Annotated in this window: 31 protein-coding genes and 1 pseudogene; 2 read left to right on the top strand and 30 right to left on the bottom strand. The window is 64.6% G+C overall.

Going from position 1 to position 24,788, the window contains the following annotated elements; genetic code table 11:
- Positions 1-2: 2 nt before the first annotated feature.
- Complete coding sequence (locus tag H5395_RS05845; RefSeq protein ID WP_182791783.1) at positions 3-1,445, bottom strand: aldehyde dehydrogenase family protein; 1,443 nt, start codon at positions 1,443-1,445, stop codon at positions 3-5.
- A 199-nt stretch (positions 1,446-1,644) separates the two neighbouring features.
- Here H5395_RS05845 and H5395_RS05840 point away from each other — a divergent pair, with 199 nt between their 5' ends.
- The gene (locus H5395_RS05840; RefSeq protein WP_182791596.1) at positions 1,645-2,301 is read left to right on the top strand and encodes a peroxiredoxin; all 657 of its coding nucleotides are present in this window, start codon (positions 1,645-1,647) and stop codon (positions 2,299-2,301) included.
- Between the two features lie 42 nt (positions 2,302-2,343).
- On the opposite strand, the gene H5395_RS05835 is transcribed toward H5395_RS05840, so the two are convergent.
- From H5395_RS05835 to rpsJ, 21 genes and pseudogenes are all read right to left on the bottom strand, one after another.
- Positions 2,344-2,631, bottom strand: a complete 288-nt coding sequence (locus H5395_RS05835; RefSeq protein ID WP_182791595.1) for a hypothetical protein — start codon at positions 2,629-2,631, stop codon at positions 2,344-2,346.
- 115 nt (positions 2,632-2,746) lie between these two features.
- Positions 2,747-2,932, bottom strand: coding sequence for a 50S ribosomal protein L30 (rpmD, locus tag H5395_RS05830; RefSeq protein WP_182791594.1), 186 nt, complete (start codon positions 2,930-2,932; stop codon positions 2,747-2,749).
- Between the two features lie 11 nt (positions 2,933-2,943).
- Positions 2,944-3,537: a 30S ribosomal protein S5 gene (rpsE, locus tag H5395_RS05825; RefSeq protein WP_182791593.1), complete on the bottom strand. Its 594-nt coding sequence runs from the start codon at positions 3,535-3,537 to the stop codon at positions 2,944-2,946.
- 107 nt (positions 3,538-3,644) lie between these two features.
- Positions 3,645-4,004, bottom strand: a complete 360-nt coding sequence (gene rplR / locus H5395_RS05820) for a 50S ribosomal protein L18 (protein ID WP_182791592.1) — start codon at positions 4,002-4,004, stop codon at positions 3,645-3,647.
- Between the two features lie 11 nt (positions 4,005-4,015).
- Positions 4,016-4,549, bottom strand: coding sequence for a 50S ribosomal protein L6 (rplF, locus tag H5395_RS05815; protein WP_182791591.1), 534 nt, complete (start codon positions 4,547-4,549; stop codon positions 4,016-4,018).
- 12 nt (positions 4,550-4,561) lie between these two features.
- The gene (gene rpsH / locus H5395_RS05810; RefSeq protein WP_182791590.1) at positions 4,562-4,960 is read right to left on the bottom strand and encodes a 30S ribosomal protein S8; all 399 of its coding nucleotides are present in this window, start codon (positions 4,958-4,960) and stop codon (positions 4,562-4,564) included.
- Between the two features lie 13 nt (positions 4,961-4,973).
- On the bottom strand, positions 4,974-5,279 hold the full coding sequence (gene rpsN, locus H5395_RS05805; RefSeq protein WP_182791589.1) for a 30S ribosomal protein S14: 306 nt from the start codon (positions 5,277-5,279) through the stop codon (positions 4,974-4,976).
- Between the two features lie 19 nt (positions 5,280-5,298).
- On the bottom strand, positions 5,299-5,859 hold the full coding sequence (rplE, locus tag H5395_RS05800) for a 50S ribosomal protein L5 (RefSeq protein ID WP_182791588.1): 561 nt from the start codon (positions 5,857-5,859) through the stop codon (positions 5,299-5,301).
- Positions 5,859-6,164, bottom strand: a complete 306-nt coding sequence (rplX, locus tag H5395_RS05795; protein WP_182791587.1) for a 50S ribosomal protein L24 — start codon at positions 6,162-6,164, stop codon at positions 5,859-5,861. The genes rplE and rplX overlap by 1 nt, the downstream gene beginning before the upstream one ends.
- Positions 6,164-6,532 (bottom strand): 50S ribosomal protein L14, encoded by a 369-nt coding sequence (gene rplN / locus H5395_RS05790; RefSeq protein ID WP_036717337.1) that lies wholly within the window; start codon positions 6,530-6,532, stop codon positions 6,164-6,166. The genes rplX and rplN overlap by 1 nt, the downstream gene beginning before the upstream one ends.
- A gap of 87 nt (positions 6,533-6,619) precedes the next feature.
- Positions 6,620-6,877 carry a 30S ribosomal protein S17 gene (gene rpsQ, locus H5395_RS05785; RefSeq protein WP_182791586.1) on the bottom strand — a complete coding sequence of 86 codons (258 nt, stop codon included), beginning with the start codon at positions 6,875-6,877 and terminating at the stop codon, positions 6,620-6,622.
- Positions 6,878-6,887: 10 nt separating this feature from the next.
- The gene (gene rpmC / locus H5395_RS05780) at positions 6,888-7,094 is read right to left on the bottom strand and encodes a 50S ribosomal protein L29 (RefSeq protein ID WP_182791585.1); all 207 of its coding nucleotides are present in this window, start codon (positions 7,092-7,094) and stop codon (positions 6,888-6,890) included.
- Positions 7,095-7,478: 384 nt separating this feature from the next.
- Positions 7,479-7,892: a 50S ribosomal protein L16 gene (rplP, locus tag H5395_RS05775; protein ID WP_182791584.1), complete on the bottom strand. Its 414-nt coding sequence runs from the start codon at positions 7,890-7,892 to the stop codon at positions 7,479-7,481.
- A gap of 13 nt (positions 7,893-7,905) precedes the next feature.
- The gene (rpsC, locus tag H5395_RS05770; RefSeq protein WP_182791583.1) at positions 7,906-8,622 is read right to left on the bottom strand and encodes a 30S ribosomal protein S3; all 717 of its coding nucleotides are present in this window, start codon (positions 8,620-8,622) and stop codon (positions 7,906-7,908) included.
- Between the two features lie 101 nt (positions 8,623-8,723).
- Positions 8,724-9,101, bottom strand: a pseudogene (gene rplV / locus H5395_RS05765) (50S ribosomal protein L22); the annotation flags it as partial.
- A gap of 6 nt (positions 9,102-9,107) precedes the next feature.
- On the bottom strand, positions 9,108-9,386 hold the full coding sequence (gene rpsS, locus H5395_RS05760; protein WP_182791581.1) for a 30S ribosomal protein S19: 279 nt from the start codon (positions 9,384-9,386) through the stop codon (positions 9,108-9,110).
- Between the two features lie 3 nt (positions 9,387-9,389).
- Entirely contained in the window at positions 9,390-10,229 is an 840-nt protein-coding gene (rplB, locus tag H5395_RS05755) for a 50S ribosomal protein L2 (RefSeq protein ID WP_182791580.1), read from the bottom strand.
- Positions 10,230-10,327: 98 nt separating this feature from the next.
- A complete protein-coding gene (locus tag H5395_RS05750) occupies positions 10,328-10,627 on the bottom strand; it encodes a 50S ribosomal protein L23 (protein WP_182791579.1) in 300 nt (99 codons plus the stop codon).
- The gene (gene rplD, locus H5395_RS05745; RefSeq protein WP_182791578.1) at positions 10,627-11,286 is read right to left on the bottom strand and encodes a 50S ribosomal protein L4; all 660 of its coding nucleotides are present in this window, start codon (positions 11,284-11,286) and stop codon (positions 10,627-10,629) included. Before rplD ends, H5395_RS05750 begins: the two co-directional genes overlap by 1 nt.
- Positions 11,283-12,137 (bottom strand): 50S ribosomal protein L3, encoded by an 855-nt coding sequence (rplC, locus tag H5395_RS05740; RefSeq protein ID WP_182791577.1) that lies wholly within the window; start codon positions 12,135-12,137, stop codon positions 11,283-11,285. Before rplC ends, rplD begins: the two co-directional genes overlap by 4 nt.
- 11 nt (positions 12,138-12,148) lie before the next feature.
- Positions 12,149-12,457, bottom strand: coding sequence for a 30S ribosomal protein S10 (gene rpsJ, locus H5395_RS05735; protein ID WP_182791576.1), 309 nt, complete (start codon positions 12,455-12,457; stop codon positions 12,149-12,151).
- Between the two features lie 383 nt (positions 12,458-12,840).
- Between rpsJ and H5395_RS05730 the strand changes: the two genes are divergently transcribed.
- Entirely contained in the window at positions 12,841-13,380 is a 540-nt protein-coding gene (locus H5395_RS05730; RefSeq protein WP_182791575.1) for a DUF2971 domain-containing protein, read from the top strand.
- A gap of 73 nt (positions 13,381-13,453) precedes the next feature.
- Here the strand turns inward: H5395_RS05730 and tuf are convergent, their stop codons facing one another.
- From tuf to rpoC, 8 genes are all read right to left on the bottom strand, one after another.
- Positions 13,454-14,629, bottom strand: a complete 1,176-nt coding sequence (tuf, locus tag H5395_RS05725) for an elongation factor Tu (RefSeq protein ID WP_182791574.1) — start codon at positions 14,627-14,629, stop codon at positions 13,454-13,456.
- Between the two features lie 61 nt (positions 14,630-14,690).
- Positions 14,691-16,814 carry an elongation factor G gene (gene fusA, locus H5395_RS05720; RefSeq protein WP_182791573.1) on the bottom strand — a complete coding sequence of 708 codons (2,124 nt, stop codon included), beginning with the start codon at positions 16,812-16,814 and terminating at the stop codon, positions 14,691-14,693.
- Between the two features lie 12 nt (positions 16,815-16,826).
- Positions 16,827-17,297 (bottom strand): 30S ribosomal protein S7, encoded by a 471-nt coding sequence (gene rpsG / locus H5395_RS05715; protein ID WP_182791572.1) that lies wholly within the window; start codon positions 17,295-17,297, stop codon positions 16,827-16,829.
- 11 nt (positions 17,298-17,308) lie between these two features.
- Positions 17,309-17,680 carry a 30S ribosomal protein S12 gene (gene rpsL, locus H5395_RS05710; protein WP_036707536.1) on the bottom strand — a complete coding sequence of 124 codons (372 nt, stop codon included), beginning with the start codon at positions 17,678-17,680 and terminating at the stop codon, positions 17,309-17,311.
- A 245-nt stretch (positions 17,681-17,925) separates the two neighbouring features.
- On the bottom strand, positions 17,926-18,774 hold the full coding sequence (locus tag H5395_RS05705; RefSeq protein ID WP_182791571.1) for a glycosyltransferase: 849 nt from the start codon (positions 18,772-18,774) through the stop codon (positions 17,926-17,928).
- Positions 18,774-19,691, bottom strand: a complete 918-nt coding sequence (locus tag H5395_RS05700; RefSeq protein ID WP_234450759.1) for a DMT family transporter — start codon at positions 19,689-19,691, stop codon at positions 18,774-18,776. The genes H5395_RS05705 and H5395_RS05700 overlap by 1 nt, the downstream gene beginning before the upstream one ends.
- An 85-nt stretch (positions 19,692-19,776) precedes the next feature.
- The gene (locus H5395_RS05695; RefSeq protein WP_234450758.1) at positions 19,777-20,172 is read right to left on the bottom strand and encodes an isoprenylcysteine carboxylmethyltransferase family protein; all 396 of its coding nucleotides are present in this window, start codon (positions 20,170-20,172) and stop codon (positions 19,777-19,779) included.
- 352 nt (positions 20,173-20,524) lie between these two features.
- Positions 20,525-24,760 (bottom strand): DNA-directed RNA polymerase subunit beta', encoded by a 4,236-nt coding sequence (gene rpoC, locus H5395_RS05690; protein WP_182791569.1) that lies wholly within the window; start codon positions 24,758-24,760, stop codon positions 20,525-20,527.
- Positions 24,761-24,788: the final 28 nt, after the last annotated feature.

Here is a 24,788-nt window from a genome sequence, read left to right as displayed (position 1 = left end):
GGTCAGGCGTCGTTGTCCCAGCCCGAGATCTGCTTGGAGTCCATGAACTCCTCCAGCCCCCAGACCCCGCCCTCGCGGGCGCGCCCCGAGGCCTTGACCCCGCCGAAGGCGGAACCCCGGCCGCGGTTCACGCCGTTCGTCTCGATCATCCCGGCCTTGAGCTGCCGGGCCAGCCGGTTCCGGCGGGCGCCGTCCTGCGTCTGGACGTAGTTGGTCAGCCCGTAGATCGTGTCGTTGGCCAATTCGACGGCTTCCTCCTCACTGTCGAAGGGGGTGATCGACAGCACGGGGCCGAAGATCTCCTGCCGGAAGATGGTCATGTCGCGGGTCACATCCGCAAAGACCGTGGGACGGACGAAATAGCCGCGGTTGACGCCTTCGGGCAGGCCGGGGCCGCCGGCGACCAGCCGCGCGCCCTCGTCGATGCCGGTCTGGATCAACCCCTGGATCTTTTCCCACTGCTGCTTGCTGACCACGGGGCCAATATGCTTGCCCGCTTCATGCGCGCTGCCGACGGTGGTTTCCTCGGCCACGCGAGCGGCGGCTTCGACCGCCTGCTCGTAGAAGGACCGCTCGACCAGCATCCGGGTTGGCGCGTTGCAGGACTGCCCCGAGTTGTAGAAGACATGCCGCGTCCCGCGCGTCACCGCCTTCTCGTCGGCATCGGCGAAGACCACGTTCGCGCCCTTGCCGCCCAGTTCCAGCGCCACCTTCTTCAGCGAATCCGCCGCCGCCTTGGTGATGGCGATGCCCGCGCGGGTCGAGCCGGTGAAGGACACCATGTCCACGTCCGGATGCGTGGACAGTTGCGTGCCCACGCCCGCGCCGTCGCCGTTCACCAGATTGAAGACGCCGGGGGGCAGCCCGGCCTCGTGGATCATCTCGGCAAAGACCATGGACGAGATCGGGGAGATTTCCGAGGGCTTCAGCACGACGCTGTTGCCCGCCAGGATCGCCGGGATCACCTTCAGCGTGACCTGGTTCATCGGCCAGTTCCAGGGGGTGATGAGGGCCACGACGCCGACAGGCTCCCACGCGACCATGCTGGTGGGGGCGTGGGAGCCAAGGGGCCGGATGAACTCGAAGTCGCGGAAGCTGTTGATGAAGGTCTCGATATGGAACGAGCCAGACTCGGCCTGGTCGCCCTTCGACATGTCGGTGGGGGCGCCCATCTCGCAGGTCATGGCATGGGCCACGTCGTCGTTGCGGCGCTTGTAGATTTCCAGCAGCCGCTCGGCGAAACCCAGCCGCTCGGCCGGGGGCGTCGCCGCCCAGCCCGGCTGCGCGGCCTTGGCCGCCGCCACGGCGCGGTCGGTATCTGCCTGCCCGCCCAGCGAAATGACGGCAAAAGGCTCCTCGGTCGTCGGGTCGATCACCTCAAGGTCCTGAGCCCCGGCGGGGTCCACCCAAGCGCCATCGATGTAGAATTTCCGCTTGTCTGCCAGTTCGGCCATGTCGCTCTCCCTTGCCGGCTTGTTGTCGGGCCACAGCGTTGCACCCGGTCATTCCCGGCGCAAGGTTGGCAAGGCTGACGATCTGATTGATTCGGCCGGCGTTCCGCAGGCGAGTCCTTCACGCGCCCAGTGGCATTTTACCGGCAAGGGCTTATCTCTGCGACAACCTGCCGCTTTGAAGGAGCATCCCATGGCCCTGCGCATCAACGACATCGCCCCCGACTTCACCGCCCGGACGACCGAGGGCGAGATCCGCTTCCATGACTGGATGGGCGACAGCTACGCGATCATCTTCAGCCATCCGCGCGACTTCACCCCCGTCTGCACGACCGAATTCGGCGTCGTGGCGCAACTGGTGCCTGAATTCGAGAAGCGCAACACCAAGGTCCTGGGCGTGTCGGTGGACAGCCTGGAAGACCACGGCAAATGGAAGCGCGACATCGAGGCGGTCGCGGGCTGCCCCGCGAATTTCGCGATGGCGGACGACACCTCGCTGACCATTGCCAAGCTTTACGACATGTTCCCCGCGGATGCCTCGCTGCCTGACGACCGCACGCCGGCGGATACCGCGACGGTCCGCAGCGTCTTCATCATCGGGCCGGACAGACGGGTGCGGCTGACGATGACCTACCCGATGTCGGTGGGGCGCAACTTTGCGGAAATCCTGCGGGCGCTGGACGCGGTGCAGGCGACGGACGGGGTGCCGATCTCGACCCCCGCCAACTGGAACCCGGGCGAGGACGTGATCGTGGCCCTGTCGCTGAACGACGAGCAGGCCGAAGAACGCTTCGGCAAACTCACCAAGACCCTGCCCTATCTGCGCTATGTGGCGCAGCCCCGGCGCTGAATGGGAAAACGCCCCGGCAGTGTCGGGGCGTTTGCTTTCGGGTCAGCCGCAGGTCACGCCGACCAGGCGGCCGCTGCGGTCATATTCGAAGTTCAGCCGCGCCGGGTTCACATCCGTGGCGACGGCCTCGCCGCTGCGATAATGGCGGAACTCGGTGCCAGGCGGCAGGGTGATCGCCGGCGACTGCTGCCCGATATAGGACTGGTAGTCGGCGGCGGTGCACTCGGTCGCCGCCGGGGGCACGATGATCGTGGTGGTCGAGGCTGGCTGGGCGCAGGCCGCAAGGACTGCAGTGCCGCCAAGGACGGCGAAAAGGCTCAGGTGGCGCATGGCATTTCTCCTTTGCTGTGGCGAAACGCCGGAACCCCGGGGATCGGTTCCCTTGTCCTCGGGGTAAGACCCCGCGATCAAAGGAAAAGGCCGGGGCAAACCCCGGCCTTGTCGATCAGTTCTTTTCCTCGACGATCTTCGCCAGATGCGGGATCGCGTTCACCATGCCGCGGATCGCAGGGGTGTCCTCCAATTCGCGGGTGCGGTGCATCTTGTTCAGCCCAAGACCCTTCAGCGTCGCGCGCTGTTCCTTGGGACGGCGGATCGGCGAGCCGATCTGCTTGACGACGATGGTTGCCATCTCGCTTCTCCTCAGGCTTCGGCCATGGCCGGTTCGGCCTCGGCTTGGGCGGGTTTCGCGTCCTGCGAGGGCAGGATCTCGGCGACCTTCTTGCCGCGGCGCTGCGCCACCGAACGTGGCGAGGCCTCGGCTTTCAGGCCGTCGAGGGTGGCGCGGATCATGTTGTAGGGGTTCTGCGACCCCAGCGACTTGGCCACGACGTCCTGCACGCCCAGCATCTCGAAGACGGCCCGCATCGGGCCGCCGGCGATGATGCCGGTCCCCGGAACGGCCGTCCGCATCACGACGCGGCCCGCGCCGTGGCGGCCCTCGATGTCGTGGTGCAGCGTGCGGCCGTCGCGCAGCGGCACGCGGATCAGACCGCGCTTGGCCTGCTCGGTCGCCTTGCGGATGGCTTCCGGCACTTCCTTGGCCTTGCCCTTGCCGAAGCCGACGCGGCCCCGCTGGTCACCGACGACGACCAGTGCGGCGAAGCCGAAGCGCTTGCCGCCCTTGACGGTCTTCGACACGCGGTTGATCGCAACCAGACGATCGGCGAATTCCGGGGTTTCGTCCCGGTCCCGGCGGTCGTCGCGGCGACCCCCGCGGTTATCACGTTCTGCCATGAGGCATCCCTTGCATTCTGGCGCAGGGTCCGCGCCGGTTGATCCGATCCAGGTGAGCCGAAGGGCTCCCGGATCATCGGGGTGGCGTCACCGCCACCCGCAGTCGCTTAGAACTTCAGACCGCCTTCGCGGGCCGCGTCGGCAAGCGCCTTGATCTTGCCGTGGAACAGGAAGCCGCCGCGATCGAACACGACCGCCTCGACACCATTCGCCTTCGCGCGTTCCGCGATGGCCGCGCCGATCTTGGCCGCAGCCTCGACGTTGTTCTTGCCGACCAAGCCCAGATCCTTTTCCAGGGTCGAGGCGGAAGCCAGCGTCACGCCCTGCGCGTCGTCGATCAGCTGGACGCTGATGTTCTTCGACGAGCGGTGGACGGACAGGCGCGGACGTCCAGCGGACATCTCGCGCAGTTTGTTCCGAACGCGCAGGCGGCGCTTCTGGAACAGCTCTCTCTTGTTCAGTGCCATTTGCGCGATCCTTACTTCTTCTTGCCTTCCTTGCGGAAGACCTGCTCACCCTTGTAGCGGATGCCCTTGCCCTTGTAGGGCTCGGGTTTCCGCCATCCGCGGATGTTGGCGGCGACCTGGCCGACGACCTGCTGGTCGATGCCCTCGACCACGATCTCCGTCTGCTTCGGCGCGTTCACCGAGACGCCTTCCGGCGCCTCGAAGATGACGTCGTGGCTGTAGCCGAGCGCCAGCTTCAGGGTCTTGCCCTGCATCGAGGCCCGGTAGCCGACGCCCTGGATCTCAAGCTCGCGCTTGAAGCCCGTGGTCACGCCGGTGACGAGGTTTTCCACCATCGACCGCGACATCCCCCACTGCTGGCGGGCGCGCTTGGACAGCCCGCGCGGCTTCACCGAAACGGTGCTGCCGTCCAGGACCAGGTCCACGTCATCCGTCGCGGTGAAGGTCCGCGTGCCTTTGGGACCCTTGACCGAGATGGTCTGGCCCCTGACTTCGGCCGTCACGCCCGAGGGCAGTTCGACCGGCTTCTTACCAATCCGAGACATCCTGCCCCCCCTTTAGAACACGGTGCAGAGGACTTCGCCGCCGACATTGGCGTTGCGAGCCGCTGCATCCGTCATGACGCCCTTGGGCGTGGACACGATCGAGACGCCGAGGCCGTTGCGGACCTGCGGCAGGGCCTTGGCGCCGGCATAGACGCGGCGGCCAGGCTTGGAGACGCGAGCCAACTCGCGGATCACCGGGGTGCCCTCGTAGTATTTCAGGCTGATCTCGATTTCGGTGTGACCGGCGTCGGTCGTCACCTCTTCATAGCCGCGGATGTAGCCCTCGGCCTTCAGCACATCCAGGACCCAGGCGCGCAGCTTGCTGGCCGGGGTGCGGACGGTGGATTTCCCGCGCATCTGAGCGTTGCGGATGCGGGTCAGCATATCGCCGAGCGGATCGTTCATCGACATCTGTGCCTCTCCCTTACCAGCTCGACTTCACGAGGCCGGGGATCTGGCCGAACGAACCGAGTTCGCGCAGCATGATCCGCGATACCTTCAGCTTGCGATAATAGGCGCGCGGGCGGCCCGTCAGTTCGCAGCGGTTCTTCAGCCGGGTCGGCGATGAGTTGCGCGGCAGCTCGGCCAGCTTCAGCGTGGCCTTGAAGCGCTCTTCCATCGGTTTCGACTGGTCGTTGATGATTTCGTTCAGAGCCGCGCGCTTGGGGGCATACTGGGCCACCATCCGCTCGCGCTTCTTCTGACGTTCGATCATGGATTTCTTTGCCATATCGTTCTTCCTCGCGCGATCAGCTGTTGAACGGCATGTTGAAGTGCTTCAGCAGCGCCTTCGCCTCGGCATCGGTCTTCGCATTGGTGGTGATGATGATGTCCATCCCCAGCACTTCGTCGACCTTGTCGAACTCGATCTCGGGGAACACGATCTGTTCCTTGAGACCCATGGCATAGTTGCCGCGGCCGTCAAACGACGAACCCTTGACGCCGCGGAAGTCGCGGACGCGGGGCAGCGCGATGTTGATCAGGCGGTCCAAGAATTCATACATGCGGTCGCCGCGCAGCGTGACCTTGCAGCCCAGAGGCATTTCTTCCCGCACGCGGAAGCCGGCGATCGACTTCTTGGCATGGGTGATGACGGCCTTCTGGCCGGCGATCAGGGACAGTTCCTCGGCGGCCTGCTTGACCTTCTTGGTGTCCTTGACCGCCTCGCCCACGCCCATGTTCAGGACGATCTTGTCCAGGCGCGGGATCTGCATGTCGTTCTTGTAGCCGAACTCTTCCTTCAGAGCGGCACGGATGCGGTCGCGGTATTCCGCCTTGAGCCGCGGGGTATAGGTCGCTTGATCCAGCATCAGATCACGTCTCCCGTGGTCTTGGCGAAGCGGACCTTGCGGTCGCCTTCCATGCGGAAGCCGACGCGGGTCGGTTTGCCGTTGGCGTCCGTCAGCGCGAGGTTCGACAGGTCGATCGGCATGTTCTTTGGAACGCGGCCGCCGGGCGAGGTCTGCGACTGGCGGGTGTGGCGCAGCACGATGTTCACGCCGTCCACGACCGCCTTGTTGTCCTTGGGCATCACCTGCGTGATCTCGCCGGTCTTTCCCTTGTCCTTGCCGGCCAGAACGACGACGCGGTCACCCTTCTTGAGCTTGGCGGCCATTACAGCACCTCCGGCGCAAGCGAGATGATCTTCATGAAGTTCTTGGCGCGCAGCTCGCGCACGACCGGCCCGAAGATGCGGGTGCCGACCGGTTCGCCCTGGTTGTTCAGGATGACGGCGGCATTCGCGTCGAAACGGATCGAGGTGCCGTCCTCGCGCTTCACTTCCTTGGCGGTGCGCACGACGACGGCCTTGCGGACGTCGCCCTTCTTCACGCGGCCGCGCGGAATGGCTTCCTTGACGGAGACGACGATGATGTCGCCGACCGACGCATAGCGCCGGTGCGATCCGCCCAGAACCTTGATGCACTGCACCCGGCGAGCGCCGGAGTTGTCAGCAACATCCAGGTTGGTCTGCATCTGGATCATGGTTTGCTCCCGACCTTTGGGGACCGGTTGCAGTCCCGGCCCCAGGGTTTCGCTATATCAACGGGCCGGGCGGCCCGCCGTTGTTCCTCAGGCCTGAACGGCCTCGGCTGCCGTCTCGTTCATGAGGACGGTCCAGCGCTTGGTCTTGGACATCGGCGCGCATTCGATGATGCGCACGGTATCGCCGACCTTGTAGGTGTTGTTGGCGTCATGCGCCCGGTACTTCTTGGACGAGCGGACGATCTTGTGCAGCACGGGGTGCTTGAAACGGCGCTCGACCAGGACGGTGACGGTCTGTTCGTTCTTGTCGCTGGTGACGCGGCCTTGCAGGATGCGTTTGGGCATGGGCCGCTCCTCAGTTCGACGCGGCCGCGTCGGCGGCCTTCTGGTTCATGACGGTCAGCACGCGGGCCACGTCCTTGCGGACGGTGCGCATCCGGGCGGTCGATTCAATCTGGCCAGTGGCCTGCTGGAAGCGGAGGTTGAACGCCTCCTTCTTCAGCGCGACCAGCTGCTCGCGCAGCTGCTCGGGCGTCTTGTCTTTCAGTTCCTGCGCTTTCATGCGCCCGTTCCTTTCAACATCACCGGAGGGCCCCAGTCGCCTGGGCCACCCTGATTCCCGGTGGAGTTAGAGATGAAAGCCTGCGCATACGCGATATTTGCCTTGGCGGCAAGCAAAGATGCGCCCCGGACCTGTGCTATTTCGCGCAGGAGGCAATCCAGCCAAGAAAGACCCGATCGTTCGGATCGTCATTCACGGAGCTCTGTGCGTTTCGGCAGTCCGCAGAAACTTCGCCGTGCCGCGATGTTGAGATCCACACCGCGCCGGACATGATCAGCAGAGCGGCAACAAGCTTGAGCGCCAGCCTGGTCCCTCCAATGCAAAGCCCCGCCGTTTCCGGCAGGGCTTCTCGTAGTCGCAGGGTGCGTGGTTCACACGCACCGATCACCAATCTTCGCGATGCACGATCCGGCTAAGCACCGGCAGCTTCATCGCGCCGAGGCGCAGCGCCTCGCGGGCCACCTCGTCCTCGACGCCGTCGATCTCGAACATGATCCGACCGGGGTGGACGCGGGCGGCCCAGAAATCGACCGAGCCCTTGCCCTTGCCCATCCGCACTTCGGTCGGCTTCGACGACACCGGCACGTCCGGGAAGATTCGGATCCAGACGCGGCCCTGGCGCTTCATGTGACGGGTGATCGCGCGGCGGGCCGCCTCGATCTGGCGCGCGGTGACGCGCTCGGGTTCCGTCGCCTTCAGCGCATAGGAGCCGAAGTTCAGGTTGAACCCGCCCTTGGCCTCGCCGTGAATGCGGCCCTTGTGCTGTTTGCGGAACTTGGTCCGTTTCGGTTGCAGCATTGTTCCCTACTCCTCAGCGCGCGTCGCGGTCGCGGCGCGGACCACGAGATGCCGGACCTTCCTGCGCCTCGGCGGCGCGGCGGTCGTGCGCCTGCGGGTCGTGTTCCATGATCTCACCCTTGAAGACCCAGACCTTGACCCCGATGATCCCGTAAGGGGTCTTCGCTTCGGACAAAGCATAGTCCATGTCGGCGCGCAGCGTGTGCAGCGGCACACGGCCCTCACGATACCATTCGGTCCGCGCGATCTCGGCGCCGCCCAGGCGGCCGGCGACGTTGACGCGGATGCCGAGAGCTCCCATGCGCATCGAGTTCTGCACCGCGCGCTTCATGGCGCGGCGGAACGACACCCGGCGTTCAAGCTGCTGGGCGATCGATTCGGCCACCAACTGGGCATCCAGCTCGGGCTTGCGGACCTCGACGATGTTGAGGTGCAGTTCCGAGTCGGTGAAGTTCGCCAGCTTCTTGCGCAGCGTCTCGATGTCGGCGCCTTTGCGGCCGATGATGACGCCCGGACGGGCGGCATGGATCGTCACGCGGCACTTGCGATGCGGACGCTCGATGATGACACGGCTGACGCCGGCCTGCTTGGCTTCATCGTGGATGAACTCGCGGATCTTGACGTCCTCGAGCAGCAGGTTGCCGAAGTCCTTGCTTTCGGCGAACCAGCGGCTGTCCCAGGTGCGGTTGACCTGCAGGCGGAACCCGATGGGATTGACCTTCTGACCCATTACGCGAGCTCCTCGGCAGCGGCTTCGGGGGTGGCGGTGACTTCGGCCTGACGGTTCGACGCCGTGCGCTTCTGCGACTTCGCCGCCTTCTTCGCGGCCTCGGCCGCTGCGTCGATCTCGCGCACCATGATGGTGATTTCCGAGAACGGCTTCATGATCTTGCCGAACCGGCCACGGGCGCGCGGACGGCCCCGCTTCAGCACCATGTTCTTGCCGACCCAGGCTTCGGCGACGACCAGTTGGTCGACGTCCAGGTTGTGGTTGTTCTCGGCATTGGCGATGGCCGACTGCAGGCATTTCTTCACGTCGCCCGCGATGCGGCGCTTCGAGAAGGTGAGATCGGCCAGAGCCTTTTCCACCTTCTTGCCGCGGATCATGGCGGCGACGAGGTTCAGCTTCTGCGGCGAGGTGCGAAGCATCTTGGTCTTCGCCATCGCCTCATTGTCCGCCACGCGGCGCGGATTGTTTTCCTTACCCATGACGGTTTACTTCCTTTTCGCTTTCTTGTCGGCCGCATGACCGTAATAGGTCCGCGTCGGCGAATATTCACCGAACTTCTGGCCGATCATTTCCTCGCTGACGTTCACGGGGATATGCTTGTGCCCGTTGTAGACGCCGAAGGTCAGGCCGACGAATTGCGGCAGGATGGTCGAACGGCGCGACCAGATCTTGATGACCTCGGACCGACCCGAGTCGCGCGCCTTTTCGGCCTTGCGCAGGACATAGGCGTCGACGAACGGGCCTTTCCAAACAGAACGTGACATGGATCAGCGCCCCTTCTTCTTGGCGTGGCGCGACCGCAGAATGTACTTGTCGGTCGACTTGTTGGAACGAGTGCGCTTGCCCTTCGTAGGCTTGCCCCAGGGGGTCACAGGGTGACGGCCGCCCGAAGTCCGGCCCTCACCACCACCATGCGGGTGGTCGATTGGGTTCATGGCAACGCCGCGAACGGTCGGGCGGACGCCCAGATGCCGCATCCGGCCAGCCTTGCCGAAGTTCTGGTTGGAATGGTCAGGGTTCGACACGGCGCCGATGGTCGCCATGCATTCCTGACGCACCAGCCGCAGTTCGCCCGAGGACAGGCGGATCTGCGCATAGCCGCCATCGCGTCCCACGAACTGCGCGTAGGTGCCGGCGGAACGGGCCAGTTGGCCGCCTTTGCCGGGCTTCAGCTCCACGTTGTGGACGATCGTGCCGATCGGCATGCCGCTGAAGGGCATCGCATTGCCCGGCTTGATGTCCGCCTTGCGCGCGGCCAAAACCTTGTCGCCGACAGCCAGACGCTGCGGGGCAAGGATATAGGCCTGCTCGCCATCCTCATAGCGGATCAGCGCGATGAAGGCAGTGCGGTTCGGGTCGTATTCGATCCGTTCCACGGTGGCGGCGACGTCCAGCTTGGTGCGGCGGAAATCGACGACGCGGTAAAGCCGCTTGGCCCCGCCGCCCTTGTGCCACATCGTGATCCGTCCGGTGTTGTTCCGGCCGCCCGTCTTGGTCAAACCTTCGGTGAGGGTCTTGACGGGGCGGCCTTTCCAAAGCTCCGAACGGTCGATCAGTACCAGCCCGCGCTGGCCAGGCGTCGTCGGTTTATACGACTTGAGTGCCATGGTTTCTGTCTTCCGTTTGCCTTGGACCAAAGGTCCGTTTCAGTCGAAAAGCACCGCGGCCCCCGAGAATCCCGAGGGCCGCAGAGTCGTTGCCCTTATCAGAGGCCGGTGTTCACGTCGATGCTGTTGCCAGCCTCGAGCATCACATAGGCCTTCTTGACGTCCGAGCGGACGCCGGGGCGGCCGCGGAAGCGCTTGGTCTTGCCCTTGGTCAAAACGGTGTTGACCGCCTTGACCTTGACGTTGAACAGCGCCTCGACGGCATCCTTGATCTGCGGCTTGCTGGCCGATTTCTGCACCTCGAAGGTGACGGCATTGGCAAGCTCGCCCGCCATCGTCGCCTTCTCGGTGATGATCGGCTTGACGATCACGTCGTAATGTTCGGGTTTCGCAGCCATCACACGGTCGCTCCTTGATCGGCGGCGGCAGCCTGCGCGCCGTTCAGCCGGGCCTGCAGCGCCTCGACACCCGCGCGCGTGATCACCAGCGTGTCGCGCTTGAGGATGTCATAGACGTTGGCGCCCATCGAGGGCAGGATATCCACGCCTTCCAGGTTGCGGGCGGCGCGGGCGAAGTTCTCGTTCACCTGGGCACCGTCGATGACCAGGACGCGCTTCCAGCCCTGCTCCCTGACCGCCTTGGCCAGGACTGAGGTCTTGGCGTCGGCCAGGTCCAGGTTCTCCAGCACGACCAGCTTGCCGCGCGAGGCTTTCGCCGACAGCGCGTGGCGCAGGCCGAGGGCGCGCACCTTCTTGGGCAGGTCGAAGGCGTGGCTGCGCGGGGTCGGACCCTTGTAGACGCCACCCTTGCGGAAGATCGGCGCCTTGCGCGAGCCGTGGCGCGCGCCGCCCGTGCCCTTCTGGCGATAGATCTTCTTGGTCGAATAGCTGACGTCCGACTTGCCCAGCGTGGCATGGGTTCCAGCCTGAGCCTTCGCCCGCTGCCAGCGGACGACACGCTGCAGGATGTCCGCGCGCGGCTCCAGCCCGAAGATGTCGTCGGGCAGTTCGATGTCCCCGGCCTTGCCCGAGGAAAGCGAAATCACGTCGAGTTTCATTTGCTCTCGTCTCCTTCGGGGGCAGCGCTGTCGCCCTCGGCGATCGAGGCCTGAGCTTCGGCCAGCGCGGCTTCCTGCGCGGCGGCTTCGGCCTCAAGCGCGGCCTGACGCGCGGCTTCTTCCTCGGCAGCGGCCTGGGCGGCGGCTTCCTCGGCCAGACGCTTGGCCTCACGCTCGGCCGACCGCAGCGCGGCCGGGTAGATCGTGTTCTCGGCCTGCGGCTTCTTCACGGCGTCCTTGATCGTGACCCAGCCGCCCTTGGAACCGGGAACCGAGCCCTTGACCATGATGAGGCCACGGTCAGCGTCGGTGCGGACGACCTGCAGGTTCTGGGTGGTGACGCGCACCGCGCCCAGATGGCCCGCCATCTTCTTGCCCTTGAACACCTTGCCGGGGTCCTGACACTGGCCGGTGGACCCGTGCGAGCGGTGGCTGACCGACACGCCGTGCGAGGCGCGCAACCCGCCGAAGTTGTGCCGCTTCATCGCACCGGCAAAGCCCTTGCCGATCGAGGTGCCCGCGATGTCCACGAACTGACCCGCGAAGTAATGGGCGGCGATGATTTCCTCGCCCACGGGGACCAGGTTGTCCTCGGACACCCGGAACTCGGCAATCTTGCGCTTGGGCGCGACACTGGCTTTGGCGAAGTGACCGCGCATGGGCGCTGTCACGTTCTTCGGCTTCGCGTCGCCTGCGCCCAGTTGAAGCGCGGTGTAGCCGTCCTGCCCGGCGGTGCGCTGCGCGACCACCTGAAGGTTGTCCAGCTGCAGCACGGTGACGGGCACCTGACGACCGTCCTCGAGGAACAGCCGGGTCATGCCCAGTTTCTTGGCGATAACACCAGTCCGCATGACGATCCCCCTCAGACCTTGATCTCGACGTCCACGCCGGCGGCGAGGTCGAGCTTCATCAGGGCGTCAACGGTCTGGGGCGTCGGATCGACGATGTCCAGAAGCCGCTTGTGCGTGCGGATTTCCCACTGGTCGCGCGACTTCTTGTCGATGTGCGGACCACGCAGGACGGTGAATTTCTCGATCTTGTTCGGCAGCGGGATCGGGCCACGAATGGTCGCGCCGGTCCGCTTGGCGGTGTTCACGATCTCGGCGGTGCTGGCGTCCAGCACGCGATAATCGAACGCCTTGAGCCGGATACGGATGGTCTGGCTTTGCATCAAAGCATCCCTCGGTCGGGGATTTCAGTCGAGAGGCTGACGTCGCACCATACGGCGCCAGCATCGGACCTTAGAAAAACTGCAAGGCCGCCCCCATAACGGGCGGCCCTGTCAGATGCAACCGATTCTGCGTGACCGGTAGCGATGGAAGCTTATGAGGGGTGCGGGGGCGGGTGTCAACAGAACATTGCTACACAATTTCCCTTGGTCTAGCGTCGTCAAAATAGGAACGAAGTTTGCCGATGGGGAAAGTGACACGCTACGCATATCCGCAATTATTATACAGATACAGGCCAATTAACGATGACAATTGGGAGAGGGAATTTAACTGTGTATTGAGAAGTGAGATCTACTGCGGGGGATTTAAAAATTTGAATGACCCTATGGAGGGCACCCATCGGGAAAGCGCCATCTTCGAGAAATCATCGCGAAAAAGCAGCCGGATGGCCAGCATCCTAGCAGAACGAGATTCTATCGGAATAGCCAGCTTCTCCGAATGCCGTGCGAGCGAAACGATGTGGGCTCACTACGCGGGGGAATTTCACGGAATAACTATTTCCTACCGCTTTAAACGGCTTGTAAGATCCACGCCGAATGACATTGAGCTAGTTCGCGTCACATACGATGATGTTCCGCCTGTTTTCTTAAACGATCGAATGCCGGACACAGAAAAAGCTAGGTTGGCCCTTTCCACTAAGACGCTTAGGTGGGGCGAAGAACGGGAGTGGCGGCTGCTTTCCCCTAAGATCGGACTGGTGCATTTCGACGATCCGCTAACTGTAGCAGGTGTGACGATAGGGGTGCGGTTTGAGAGAAAAAGGCATCTACCCAAGTTGCTGAACATCTGCCGCAAAGCAAACGTCAAACTGTACGAGGCAAACATTTCCGGGTATCAACTTGAGTATACCGAAATGGCTAAATAGAATTAGCTAAAAGTAGTAATTCAAAGCCCGCCCCTTCGGGACGGGCCACTCTCTTGCAGCACCATGCTTCAGATCACTCGAGGATCTTCGAGACCACGCCGGCGCCGACGGTGCGGCCGCCCTCGCGGATGGCGAAGCGCAGCTTCTCTTCCATCGCGATCGGCGCGATCAGTTCCACCTCGAACTTCAGGTTGTCGCCCGGCATCACCATCTCGGTGCCCTCGGGCAGCTTGACGGTCCCGGTCACGTCGGTGGTGCGGAAGTAGAACTGCGGGCGGTAGTTGGCGAAGAACGGCGTGTGGCGGCCGCCTTCCTCCTTGGTCAGGATATAGGCCTCGGCCTCGAACTTGGTGTGCGGCTTCACCGAACCCGGCTTGCACAGCACTTGGCCACGTTCCACCCCGTCGCGGTCCACGCCGCGCAGCAGCGCGCCGATGTTGTCGCCCGCCTCGCCGCGGTCCAGCAGCTTGCGGAACATCTCGACGCCGGTGCAGATCGTCTTCTTGGTCGGGCGGATGCCGACGATCTCAAGCTCGTCGCCGACGTTCACCGCCCCGCGCTCGACCCGGCCGGTCACAACCGTGCCGCGGCCCGAGATCGAGAACACGTCCTCGATCGGCATCAGGAAGGGCTGGTCGATGGCGCGTTCCGGCGTCGGGATATAGGCGTCCACCGCCGCCAGCAGCGCCTTGATCGAGTTCTCGCCGATCTCGGGGTCGCGGCCTTCCAGCGCCGCCAGCGCCGAACCCTTGACGATCGGGATGTCGTCGCCGGGATAGTCGTAGGAGGAGAGCAGCTCGCGCACCTCCATCTCGACCAGCTCCAGCAGCTCCTCGTCATCCACCTGGTCGACCTTGTTCAGGTAGACCACCATGTAGGGGATGCCGACCTGGCGGCCGAGCAGAATGTGTTCGCGCGTCTGCGGCATCGGGCCGTCGGCCGCGTTCACCACCAGGATCGCGCCGTCCATCTGCGCCGCACCCGTGATCATGTTCTTCACGTAGTCGGCGTGGCCGGGGCAGTCCACATGGGCGTAGTGGCGGGACTCGGTCTCGTATTCCACATGCGTGGTCGAGATGGTGATCCCGCGCGCCTTCTCCTCGGGGGCGTTGTCGATCTGGTCGTAGCCCTTGAAGTCGCCGAAATACCGCGTGATCGCCGCCGTCAGCGTCGTCTTGCCGTGGTCAACATGCCCGATCGTCCCGATGTTGACGTGCGGCTTGTTGCGCTCGAATTTTGCCTTTGCCATCGCAAAGATCTCCTTGTATGTCAGGTGAAGGCGGGCGGGGCTTTCACCCCGCCCTGCAGCATCAGGCGTATTTCTTCTGGATCTCGTCCGAGATGTTCTGCGGCACGGCCTCGTAATGGTCGAACTGCATCGTGAACACCGCGCGGCCCGAGGACATCGAACGCAGGTTGTTGATGTAGCCGAACATGTTGGCCAGTGGCACCATCGCGTCGATGACGTTGGCATTGCCGCGGGTATCCTGGCCACGCACCATGCCGCGGCGGCTGGTCAGATCACCGATGATCGAGCCTGTGTATTCGTCGGGCGTCACCACTTCGACCTTCATGATCGGCTCCAGCAGCTTGGCGCCCGCCTTCTTCAGGCCCTCGCGCATGGCCGCACGGGATGCGATCTCGAAGGCCAGGACCGAGGAGTCGACGTCGTGGAAGGCGCCGTCGATCAGCGCGACCTTGAAGTCGATCACCGGGAAGCCCGCCAGCGGACCCGAGTCCATGACCGACTTGATGCCCTTCTCGACGCCGGGAACGTATTCCTTCGGCACCGCGCCGCCCACGATCTTCGACTCGAAGGAGTAGCCCTCGCCCGGTTCGGTCGGAGTGATGACCAGCTTGACGCGGGCGAACTGGCCCGTGCCGCCGGTCTGCTTCTTGTGGGTGTAGTCGATCTCGGCCTCGGTCGAGATGGTCTCGCGGTAGGCCACCTGCGGGGCGCCGATATTCGCCTCGACCTTGAACTCGCGCTTCATGCGGTCGACGAGGATGTCGAGGTGAAGTTCGCCCATACCCTTCATGATGGTCTGGCCCGACTCGATGTCGGTCTCGACGCGGAAGGACGGGTCCTCGGCCGACAGGCGCTGAAGGGCGAGGCCCATCTTTTCCTGGTCGGCCTTCGACTTCGGCTCGACGGCGATCTCGATCACCGGCTCGGGGAAGGTCATGGTTTCCAGGACCACGGGCTTCGCCGGATCGCAGAGCGTGTCGCCCGTCGTGGTGTCCTTCAGGCCCGCCAGCGCGATGATGTCGCCGGCGAACGCCTCGTCGATCTCTTCGCGCTGGATGGCGTGCATCAGCATCATCCGGCCGACACGCTCGCGCTTGCCCTTGGTCGCGTTCAGCATCGCGTCGCCCTTCTTCAGCGCGCCGGAATAGATGCGCGTGAAGGTCAGCGAGCCGACGAAGGGGTCGTTCATGATCTTGAACGCCAGCGCCGAGAAGGGTGCCGCGTCATCGGCCTTGCGTTCGATGTTGCGGGTTTCTGTCTCGTCATCGGGGGCAAAGCCCATCAGCGGCGGCACGTCGACCGGCGCCGGCAGGAAGTCGATGACCGCGTTCAGCAGCGGCTGGACGCCCTTGTTCTTGAAGGCCGATCCGGCGGTGACCGGGAAGAAGGCCAGCGCCAGCGTGCCCTTGCGGATCAGGCGGCGCAGCGTCTCCTCGTCGGGTTCGTTGCCTTCGAGATAGGCTTCCATCGCCTCGTCGTCCTGTTCGACGGCGAGTTCGATCATCTTGCCGCGCCATTCCTCTGCGACGTCCTTCAGCTCATCCCGGACCGGCTGGCGGACCCAGCTTGCGCCAAGATCCTCGCCCTTCCAGATCCATTCTTCCATCTTGATCAGGTCGACGATGCCTTCCAGCTTGTCCTCGGCGCCGATCGGCAGGGCGATCGGGCAGGGAGTGCCGCCAGTGCGGTCCTTGATCATCTGGACGCATTTGAAGAAGTCGGCGCCGATCTTGTCCATCTTGTTGACGAACACGATCCGCGGAACTTCATAGCGGTCGGCCTGACGCCAGACGGTCTCGGTCTGCGGCTCGACGCCGGCGTTGGCGTCCAGCAGGCAGATCGCGCCGTCAAGCACCGCCAGCGAACGCTCGACCTCGATGGTGAAGTCCACGTGGCCGGGGGTGTCGATGATGTTGAAGCGGTACTTGGTTTCCGACGTGCCTTCGCTGGTCGGGTCTTCCTGACGCTGCCAGAAGGTGGTGGTGGCAGCCGACGAGATGGTGATCCCGCGCTCGGCTTCCTGTTCCATGAAGTCCATGGTGGACGCGCCTTCGTGCGTCTCGCCCATCTTGTGGTTCTTGCCCGTGTAGAACAGGATCCGCTCGGTCGTGGTGGTCTTGCCGGCATCGATGTGGGCCATGATGCCGAAGTTGCGGTAGTGGTCGAGAGCGTAAACGCGTGCCATGATGCGCGGTCCTTACCAGCGGTAGTGGCTGAACGCCTTGTTGGCGTCGGCCATCTTGTGGGTGTCTTCGCGCTTCTTCACCGCGGTGCCGCGGCCGTTCACCGCGTCGGCCAGCTCGCCCGCGAGCCGCTCTTCCATGGTGTGTTCGTTGCGCTTCTTGGCGGCGTCGATCAGCCAGCGGATGCCCAGCGCCTCGCGGCGGATCGGGCGGACTTCGACCGGCACCTGGTAGGTGGCGCCGCCGACGCGGCGCGAACGCACCTCGACCGAAGGCTTCACGTTGTCGAGCGCCTCGTGGAAGACCTCGATCGGCTCGCGCTTGAGGCGGCCCTGAACGCGGTCGAGCGCGTTGTAGACGATCGTCTCGGCGATGGACTTCTTGCCGTCAACCATCAGGTTGTTCATGAATTTGGTCAGCACGCGATCGCCATACTTGGCGTCGGGCAGGACTTCGCGCTTTTCAGCGGCGTGACGACGGGACATGGATCAGAACCTCACTTCGGACGCTTGGCGCCGTATTTCGAACGACGCTGACGACGATCTTTGACGCCCTGGGTATCCAGGACACCGCGCAGGATGTGGTAGCGCACACCCGGAAGGTCCTTGACCCGGCCGCCGCGGATCAGCACGACGCTGTGTTCCTGCAGGTTGTGCTTTTCGCCGGGGATGTAGCTGATGACCTCGAACCCGTTGGTCAGGCGCACCTTGGCGACCTTCCGCATGGCCGAGTTCGGCTTCTTCGGCGTAGTGGTGTAGACGCGGGTGCAGACGCCGCGCTTCTGAGGGTTTCCCTGCAGGTGCTGCGACTTGGATCGCTGCACCTTGGGCTGCCGCGGATTGCGGATCAGCTGTTGGATCGTCGGCATTCGGTTCCCCGTCTTGCTTTGCGATACTCGCACCCGGGCTTGGTGCGCCACTTCTCGACAGCTTTTCGCGCCCATCGCGAAACGCCAAACCCATCCGAACCCTGTCAGGGGCTGGACGGGAAGATTTCCAGAGGATCAGGGCTGTGCCCGAATCCGACCGTTGAGGTTCTGGGGTTCCCGTCCGCTTTCGCGTCGGGTGCCGGGCGTATATGCGGATTCGCGGGCATATGTCAATGACGCGGGGCTCAGCGTCCCCATTTCGGCCGGTCCGCCCCCGGCACGGCTGCGGCCTTCGCCGCCCTGTCCAGCGCGCGCAGGTCCACGCCGAAGCGGCGCCTGACCACGGGCGCAAGGTCGGCGGGCAGGTCGGACCAGGGATAGTTCGGCCCCAAGGCGCCCGAGTCGCTGTCGTGGTGCACCGTCCGCAGGAACATCGGGCGGTCATTGACGGCCATGCCGTTCATGTAGCTGCCGATCTTCCAGTGCTCATGGTCGATGCAGGTCTGCCGCGCATCCGGACGCTGCCAGATGACCAGCGCCACGCCGGTGGCATGAACATGACGCGGCAGGGTTTCGATCCCGGTTTCGGTGGCCTTCAGGATCACGCCCTTCATGTAGTCGCACCAGGCGCGGCCGTCCCGCCGCAGCATCGGCATCAGCAGCCGCAGGTCGCGGCGGGCGCGGGCCACGAAGTCAAAGGCCAGCCCGTCATCGTCGTCATGCTTGAACTGCCCGACCCAGTCGGCTGCAGGGTCCACATGGGGATGGATCGCGCGGGCGCAGGCGACGCGGTGATGTTCCATCGGCGGCACCAGCTCCAGCCGGATCTGCGGGTGGGCGGCGGCGATTTCGCGCAGCCGGCCCAGCCATGGCTGCGGCAGGTCGGGGCCGGTCATGATGACGATGGTGTAATCGGGATCGGTCTGGCCGGTCAGGCCGGGAAGCGCCACCGCCTCGAACCATGCCCAGCGACGGGCAAGCCGCTCGGGGTCGTAAAGGAAGGCCCGCCGTTCCTCGATCGAAGCGTGCCTGACCTGAAAGCCCCGCCCGCCGAGATAGGAGAAGCGGCAGAGGCCCAGAAGCTGCGCCCGCATCAGCGGGACCTGTCCTGCAGCCGCGCCTCGCGCCAGATCGAATAAAGGCCGGCCGCCACCACCAGCCCGGCGCCCACCCAGGTCCAGCCAGCGGGCCAGACACCGAAGACGGCGAGGTCCACGAGAAAGGCGAAGATCAGGGCGGAGTAGCGGAAGGGCGAGACGAAGCCGACCTCGCCCACCCGCATGACCGCGACGGCGGTCAGGTAGCCGATGGTCAGGAACACGGTCGAGACCGCGAGGCCCATGACTTCCCCGCCCGTCGGCCAACGCCAGTCGCCAAGCTCTCCGGTCAGCGGCGCGCCCAGGGTGACGGCAAGCGCGGCGTAGAAGGCGACGGTGCTGGACCTGACCGCCGGGGTGAAGCCGCGGCTGGCCAGGTCGCGCACCACGATCAGGACCACGGCCACCACTGCCAGGAGCGCCGAGGCGTCGAAGGCGCCGGTTCCGGGGCGCAGGATCAGCAGCACGCCGGCCAGTCCGACCCCCACGGCCGACAACCGCCGCCAGCCCAGCCGCTCGCGGAAGACGACGGCCGCCGCCAGCATGATCAGCAGCGGCGTCGCCTGCATGACCGCCGAAAGCTGCCCGAGCGACATGAGCTGCAGCGCCAGCAGATAGACGAGGGTCGAGGAAACCTCGGCCACGGTCCTGAGCGACAGCATGAGACGATCCCGTCGCCCCTTCGGCCACCAGACAACCCCGCCGTCCCGCTGCGCGATTACCCAGAGGATCGCGGTGACAGCGATGCCCCGCAGCGCGATCCCCTCGGACAGCGGCAGGGTCTGGGTGACGAGCTTGATGGCGGTATCGTTGAACACGAAGGCGGCCATCGAGGCGACCATCAGAGCCGCCGCCAGCAGGTTGTCCCCCGCCCCGCTGCGTGGGCCGGAGTGCAGCCGAAACCGGCGGTTCATCGAAATCAGAGGGGTTCGCATGGAAAGCCGGCGCTGTTGTCACCCAGCCCTTAGGGCGCGGCGGCGGCAGAGGGAAGGCGCATCCTCACCATAGCGACAGCAGGACCCAGCCGAGGCCGACCTTGATCTGGTCCACCAGTTCGACGATCGGGATGAAGCACAGGAAGACAAGGGCATCGAACATGTTGCGCCGCAGCGTGGCGGTATCGACCTGCACGGTCCTGCCGGTGCAAAACAGCCGGGGACCGGGCAGGAAGAATGGCGTGCGCGCCGCATGGGCGTCATAATCCGCGCCGAAGCCGTGCGACAGGAAGGCGGCTTCCTTCCGCGCAGTGATCCACAGGATCACGCCGACGGTCGCCCCGATCAGCAGCCCCAGGCTGACCGCCCCGAACATCAGACCGATGCCTGTCGCGGCGATGGTTGAAAAGAAATAAAGCGGATTGCGGGTCATCGAATAGGGGCCGTCCTGCACCACCATCCGGTTCTTGGCTCCGCCGACATACAGGATGACCAGAAATGGCCCAGAACTCCCGTCAGCAGAAGCAGAAGACCGAGGGCTTCAATGACTTCGTGTCCGAGGCCCCCTTAGCCCAAGCGCCGGATTGATCACAAGGATCGCCGGCATCATGGCCAGAAGTGACAGCCGCATCAGATTGATCCGTCACTTCTGATCGACCGCAGCCTGCATCCGACCCTCGAAAGGCATTCTGTTTGTCTGCCCCATGGCTACGCCTGCCGCCGGTGACGCGCAAGCGGGCGGCTGGGGTCCTGCCCGCAAAAGAAAAGGCCCAGCGCTTGGCCGGGCCTTTCGGTTCGTCGGGGCTGTCAGATCATTCCTCGGGCGAGGTGATGATCGTGTCGATATCCGCCTCACGCACTTCGGGCGAGGACTGGGGCGCGGCCAGCGCGGCCGCGGCTTCCGCCTCGGCGCGGCGCATCTCGATCACCTCGGCGTCGCGGCCCTCGGCGATGCGCTTGACGCGGCTCGTAGCTCCACCGGTGCCGGCCGGGATCAGGCGGCCGACGATGACGTTCTCCTTCAGGCCCACGAGCTTGTCGCGCTTGCCCTGAACGGCAGCCTCGGTCAGCACCCGGGTCGTTTCCTGGAAGGACGCGGCCGAGATGAAGCTGCGCGTCTGCAGGCTTGCCTTGGTGATGCCCAGCAGCACGGGTTCGCCCGAGGCCGGACGGCCGCCGCGGGCCTCGATCTTGGCGTTCTCCTCGTCGAACTCGTCGCGGTCCACGTGCTCGCCCTTCAGCAGCGTGGTGTCGCCCGAATCGAGGATCTCGATCTTCTGCAGCATCTGGCGGACGATCACCTCGATGTGCTTGTCGTTGATCTTCACGCCCTGCAGGCGGTAGACGTCCTGCACCTCGTCGATCAGGTAGTCCGCAAGCGCCTCGATCCCCATGATCCGCAGGATGTCATGCGGCGCGGGGTTCCCGTCCATGATGTAGTCGCCCTTCTGCACGAAGTCGCCTTCCTGCACCGGGATGTGCTTGCCTTTCGGCACCATGTACTCGACGGGCTCGAGTCCCTCCTTGTTGGGCTGCACGATGATCCGGCGCTTGTTCTTGTAGTCCTTGCCGAATTTCACCGTGCCGTCCATCTCGGTGATGATCGCGTGGTCCTTGGGACGACGGGCCTCGAACAGTTCGGCCACGCGGGGAAGGCCCCCGGTGATGTCCTTGGTGCGCGCGCCCTCGCGCGGGATCCGCGCGATGACGTCGCCCGCCTTGACCTCCTGCCCGTCCTCGATCGACAGGATCGCATCGACCGACATCGGATAGCTGATCGGGTTGCCCTGCTCGTTGCGGACCGGCTCGCCGTCCTCGCCCATGATGATGATCTCGGGCTTGAGGTCGCTGCCCTTGGGCGCCGACCGCCAGTCCGTCACGATCTTCTGGGTCATCCCGGTGGCATCGTCGGTGTCCTCGCGGACCGAGAGGCCCGAGAGAAGATCGACGAAGCGCGCGGAACCCGCCTGCTCGGCGATGATCGGCAGGGTGTAGGGGTCCCATTCGAACAGCTTCTGGCCCCGCGTCACCGCGTCGCCGTCCCGCACCATCAGCTTGGAACCGTAGAACAGCTTGTGGCTGGCCAGCGCGGTGCCCTGCTCGTTCATCACGTGCAACTGCATCGAACGGCTCATGACGATCAGATCGCCATTCGCGTTTTCCAGCACGGCCGCGTTCTCGAACTGGACGGTGCCTTCCTGGTTCGCCGCGATGAAGGACTGCTGACCGCCTTGCGCGATGCCGCCGATGTGGAAGGTCCGCATCGTCAGCTGCGTGCCGGGCTCGCCGATCGACTGGGCCGCGATGATGCCCACCGCCTCGCCGATATTGACCAGCGTGCCGCGCGCAAGGTCGCGCCCGTAGCAGAGGGCGCAGACGCCGTCCTCGGCCTCGCAGGTCAGCGCCGAGCGGATGCGGACGTTCAGCACGCCCGCCGCCTCGATGGCGTCGGCCTTGCGCTCGTCGATCAGCTCGTTGCGGCGCAGCAGCACCTCGTCCTCGCCGGGCACCAGCACGTCCTCGGCCGCGACACGGCCCAGGATGCGCTCGGCCAAGGGCGAGATCACCTCGCCATCGTTGATCGCGGCCGAAGCCGTGATCGCCCGGTCGGTGCCGCAGTCATGCTCGCGGATGATGCAGTCCTGCGCCACGTCCACCAGGCGGCGGGTCAGGTAGCCCGAGTTCGCCGTCTTCAACGCCGTGTCCGACAGGCCCTTCCGGGCGCCGTGGGTCGAGTTGAAGTATTCAAGAACGGTCAGGCCTTCCTTGAAGTTCGAGATGATCGGCGTCTCGATGATCTCGCCGTTCGGCTTGGCCATCAGGCCCCGCATCCCGCCAAGCTGCTTCATCTGGCTGACAGAACCCCGCGCGCCCGAATGCGCCATCATGTAGACCGAGTTCGGCTCCATCTCGGCGCCGTTCTCGTCCTGGTGCTTGGCCGAGATCGTGGTCATCATGGCCTCGGTCACGCGGTCGTTGCACTTCGACCAGGCGTCCACGACCTTGTTGTACTTCTCGCCCTGGGTGATGAGGCCGTCGAGATACTGCTGCTCGAACTCCTTCACCTGATCCTGCACTTCGCCGACGATGTCCCATTTGGAATCCGGGACCACCATGTCGTCCTTGCCGAAGCTGATGCCGGCACGGAAGGCCTCGCGGAAGCCCATGCCCATGATCTGGTCGCAGAAGATCACGGATTCCTTCTGGCCGCAGTAGCGGTAGACGGTGTCGATGACGTTCTGGACGTCCTTCTTGCGCAGCAGGCGGTTGACCAGCTCGAACGGGGCCTTGGCATTTTTCGGCAGCAGCGCGCCCAGACGGACCCGGCCGGGCGTCGTCTCATAGCGCTTGATGACCTCGTTGCCGTCCTCGTCGATCTGCGGCAGACGGCAGGTGATCTTCGAATGCAGATGCACGGCGCCGGCGGCCAGGGCATGCTCGACCTCGTCAACCGAACCGAAGGCCATGCCCTCGCCCACCATGCCGTCACGCTGCATGGTGGTGTAGTAGAGGCCAAGGACCATGTCCTGCGACGGCACGATGATCGGCGCGCCGTTGGCGGGCGACAGCACGTTGTTCGTGGACATCATCAGGACGCGGGCTTCCAACTGGGCTTCCAGCGAAAGGGGCACGTGCACGGCCATCTGGTCGCCGTCGAAGTCGGCGTTGAAGGCCGAGCAGACCAGCGGGTGCAGCTGGATCGCCTTGCCTTCGATCAGGATCGGCTCAAAGGCCTGGATGCCCAGGCGGTGCAGCGTCGGCGCGCGGTTCAGCAGGACCGGATGCTCGCGGATCACCTCGTCCAGGATGTCCCAGACCTCGGGGCGTTCCTTTTCCACCAGCTTCTTCGACTGCTTGACGGTCGTGGAATAGCCCTGCGCCTGCAGCTTGGAATAGATGAAGGGCTTGAACAGTTCGAGCGCCATCTTCTTCGGCAGTCCGCACTGGTGCAGCTTGAGTTCCGGGCCCGTCACGATGACCGAGCGGCCGGAAAAGTCCACGCGCTTGCCAAGCAGGTTCTGGCGGAACCGCCCCTGCTTGCCCTTCAGCATGTCCGACAGCGACTTCAGCGGGCGCTTGTTGTTGCCCGTGATGACGCGGCCGCGGCGGCCGTTGTCGAACAGCGCATCGACCGATTCCTGCAGCATCCGCTTTTCGTTGCGGACGATGATGTCGGGCGCGCGCAGCTCGATCAGCCGCTTGAGGCGGTTGTTGCGGTTGATGACCCGGCGATACAGGTCGTTCAGGTCCGAGGTGGCAAAGCGGCCGCCGTCCAGCGGGACCAGCGGGCGCAGTTCCGGCGGGATGACCGGGATCACGGTCATGACCATCCACTCGGGACGGTTGCCAGATTCCAGGAAGGATTCGACGATCTTCAGCCGCTTGATGATCTTTTTCGGCTTCAGCTCGCCCGTGGCTTCCTTCAGCTCCTCGCGCAACTGGTCGGCCGTGGCCTGCAGGTCGATCGCCGACAGCATCTCGCGGATCGCTTCCGCGCCGATGTTGGCGGTGAAGGCGTCCACGCCATACTGGTCCTGCGCGTCCATGAACTCTTCCTCGGTCAGAAGCTGACCGTAGGTGAGGTCCGTCAGACCCGGCTCGATGACGACGTAGTTTTCAAAGTAGAGGATGCGTTCCAGGTCGCGCAGCGTCATGTCCAGCATCAGGCCGATCCGGGACGGGAGCGACTTGAGGAACCAGATATGCGCGACCGGAGCGGCCAGCTCGATATGGCCCATGCGTTCGCGGCGCACCTTCTGCAGCGTGACTTCCACGCCGCATTTCTCGCAGACGAGGCCGCGATACTTCATGCGCTTGTACTTGCCGCAGAGGCATTCGTAGTCCTTGATCGGCCCGAAGATGCGCGCGCAGAACAGACCGTCACGTTCCGGCTTGAACGTGCGGTAGTTGATAGTTTCGGGCTTCTTCACCTCGCCGAAGGACCAGGCGAGGATCTCCTCGGGCGAGGCCAGCGAGATGCGGATCTCGTCGAACTGCCGCGCCGGGGCGATCGGGTTGAAGGGATTGGTGGAGAGTTCCTGGTTCATCTGAATACCTTGTGAGTGGCGCGGATGG

The organism is Paracoccus sp. MC1854 (assembly GCF_014164635.1).
GTDB lineage: Bacteria > Pseudomonadota > Alphaproteobacteria > Rhodobacterales > Rhodobacteraceae > Paracoccus.
Note: the sequence above shows the minus strand (reverse complement) of the source record. Positions and strands in the feature narration are given on the sequence as shown.

Bases quoted from the DNA above. Each gene is read 5' to 3' on its own strand.
- rpmD (WP_182791594.1), bottom strand. From the start codon at position 2,932: ATGGCAACCATCGTCGTCAAGCAGATCGGCTCGCCGATCCGCCGTCCC.
- tuf (WP_182791574.1), bottom strand. From the start codon at position 14,629: ATGGCAAAGGCAAAATTCGAGCGCAACAAGCCGCACGTCAACATCGGG.
- rpsE (WP_182791593.1), bottom strand. From the start codon at position 3,537: ATGGCAGAACGTGATAACCGCGGGGGTCGCCGCGACGACCGCCGGGAC.
- rplB (WP_182791580.1), bottom strand. From the start codon at position 10,229: ATGGCACTCAAGTCGTATAAACCGACGACGCCTGGCCAGCGCGGGCTG.
- fusA (WP_182791573.1), bottom strand. From the start codon at position 16,814: ATGGCACGCGTTTACGCTCTCGACCACTACCGCAACTTCGGCATCATG.
- H5395_RS05695 (WP_234450758.1), bottom strand. From the start codon at position 20,172: ATGGTGGTGCAGGACGGCCCCTATTCGATGACCCGCAATCCGCTTTAT.
- rplD (WP_182791578.1), bottom strand. From the start codon at position 11,286: ATGAAACTCGACGTGATTTCGCTTTCCTCGGGCAAGGCCGGGGACATC.
- H5395_RS05700 (WP_234450759.1), bottom strand. From the start codon at position 19,691: ATGAACCGCCGGTTTCGGCTGCACTCCGGCCCACGCAGCGGGGCGGGG.
- rplN (WP_036717337.1), bottom strand. From the start codon at position 6,532: ATGATCCAGATGCAGACCAACCTGGATGTTGCTGACAACTCCGGCGCT.
- rplR (WP_182791592.1), bottom strand. From the start codon at position 4,004: ATGGCACTGAACAAGAGAGAGCTGTTCCAGAAGCGCCGCCTGCGCGTT.
- H5395_RS05835 (WP_182791595.1), bottom strand. From the start codon at position 2,631: ATGCGCCACCTGAGCCTTTTCGCCGTCCTTGGCGGCACTGCAGTCCTT.
- H5395_RS05705 (WP_182791571.1), bottom strand. From the start codon at position 18,774: ATGCGGGCGCAGCTTCTGGGCCTCTGCCGCTTCTCCTATCTCGGCGGG.
- rplC (WP_182791577.1), bottom strand. From the start codon at position 12,137: ATGCGGACTGGTGTTATCGCCAAGAAACTGGGCATGACCCGGCTGTTC.
- rpoC (WP_182791569.1), bottom strand. From the start codon at position 24,760: ATGAACCAGGAACTCTCCACCAATCCCTTCAACCCGATCGCCCCGGCG.
- rplP (WP_182791584.1), bottom strand. From the start codon at position 7,892: ATGCTGCAACCGAAACGGACCAAGTTCCGCAAACAGCACAAGGGCCGC.
- rpsG (WP_182791572.1), bottom strand. From the start codon at position 17,297: ATGTCCCGTCGTCACGCCGCTGAAAAGCGCGAAGTCCTGCCCGACGCC.
- rpsN (WP_182791589.1), bottom strand. From the start codon at position 5,279: ATGGCAAAGAAATCCATGATCGAACGTCAGAAGAAGCGCGAGCGGATG.
- rplX (WP_182791587.1), bottom strand. From the start codon at position 6,164: ATGGCCGCCAAGCTCAAGAAGGGTGACCGCGTCGTCGTTCTGGCCGGC.
- rplF (WP_182791591.1), bottom strand. From the start codon at position 4,549: ATGTCTCGGATTGGTAAGAAGCCGGTCGAACTGCCCTCGGGCGTGACG.
- rplE (WP_182791588.1), bottom strand. From the start codon at position 5,859: ATGCTGGATCAAGCGACCTATACCCCGCGGCTCAAGGCGGAATACCGC.
- rpsH (WP_182791590.1), bottom strand. From the start codon at position 4,960: ATGTCGATGAACGATCCGCTCGGCGATATGCTGACCCGCATCCGCAAC.
- rpmC (WP_182791585.1), bottom strand. From the start codon at position 7,094: ATGAAAGCGCAGGAACTGAAAGACAAGACGCCCGAGCAGCTGCGCGAG.
- rpsQ (WP_182791586.1), bottom strand. From the start codon at position 6,877: ATGCCCAAACGCATCCTGCAAGGCCGCGTCACCAGCGACAAGAACGAA.
- H5395_RS05730 (WP_182791575.1), top strand. From the start codon at position 12,841: ATGGAGGGCACCCATCGGGAAAGCGCCATCTTCGAGAAATCATCGCGA.
- rpsL (WP_036707536.1), bottom strand. From the start codon at position 17,680: ATGCCGACGATCCAACAGCTGATCCGCAATCCGCGGCAGCCCAAGGTG.
- H5395_RS05750 (WP_182791579.1), bottom strand. From the start codon at position 10,627: ATGGCTGCGAAACCCGAACATTACGACGTGATCGTCAAGCCGATCATC.
- rpsS (WP_182791581.1), bottom strand. From the start codon at position 9,386: ATGTCACGTTCTGTTTGGAAAGGCCCGTTCGTCGACGCCTATGTCCTG.
- rpsC (WP_182791583.1), bottom strand. From the start codon at position 8,622: ATGGGTCAGAAGGTCAATCCCATCGGGTTCCGCCTGCAGGTCAACCGC.
- H5395_RS05840 (WP_182791596.1), top strand. From the start codon at position 1,645: ATGGCCCTGCGCATCAACGACATCGCCCCCGACTTCACCGCCCGGACG.
- rpsJ (WP_182791576.1), bottom strand. From the start codon at position 12,457: ATGCAAAGCCAGACCATCCGTATCCGGCTCAAGGCGTTCGATTATCGC.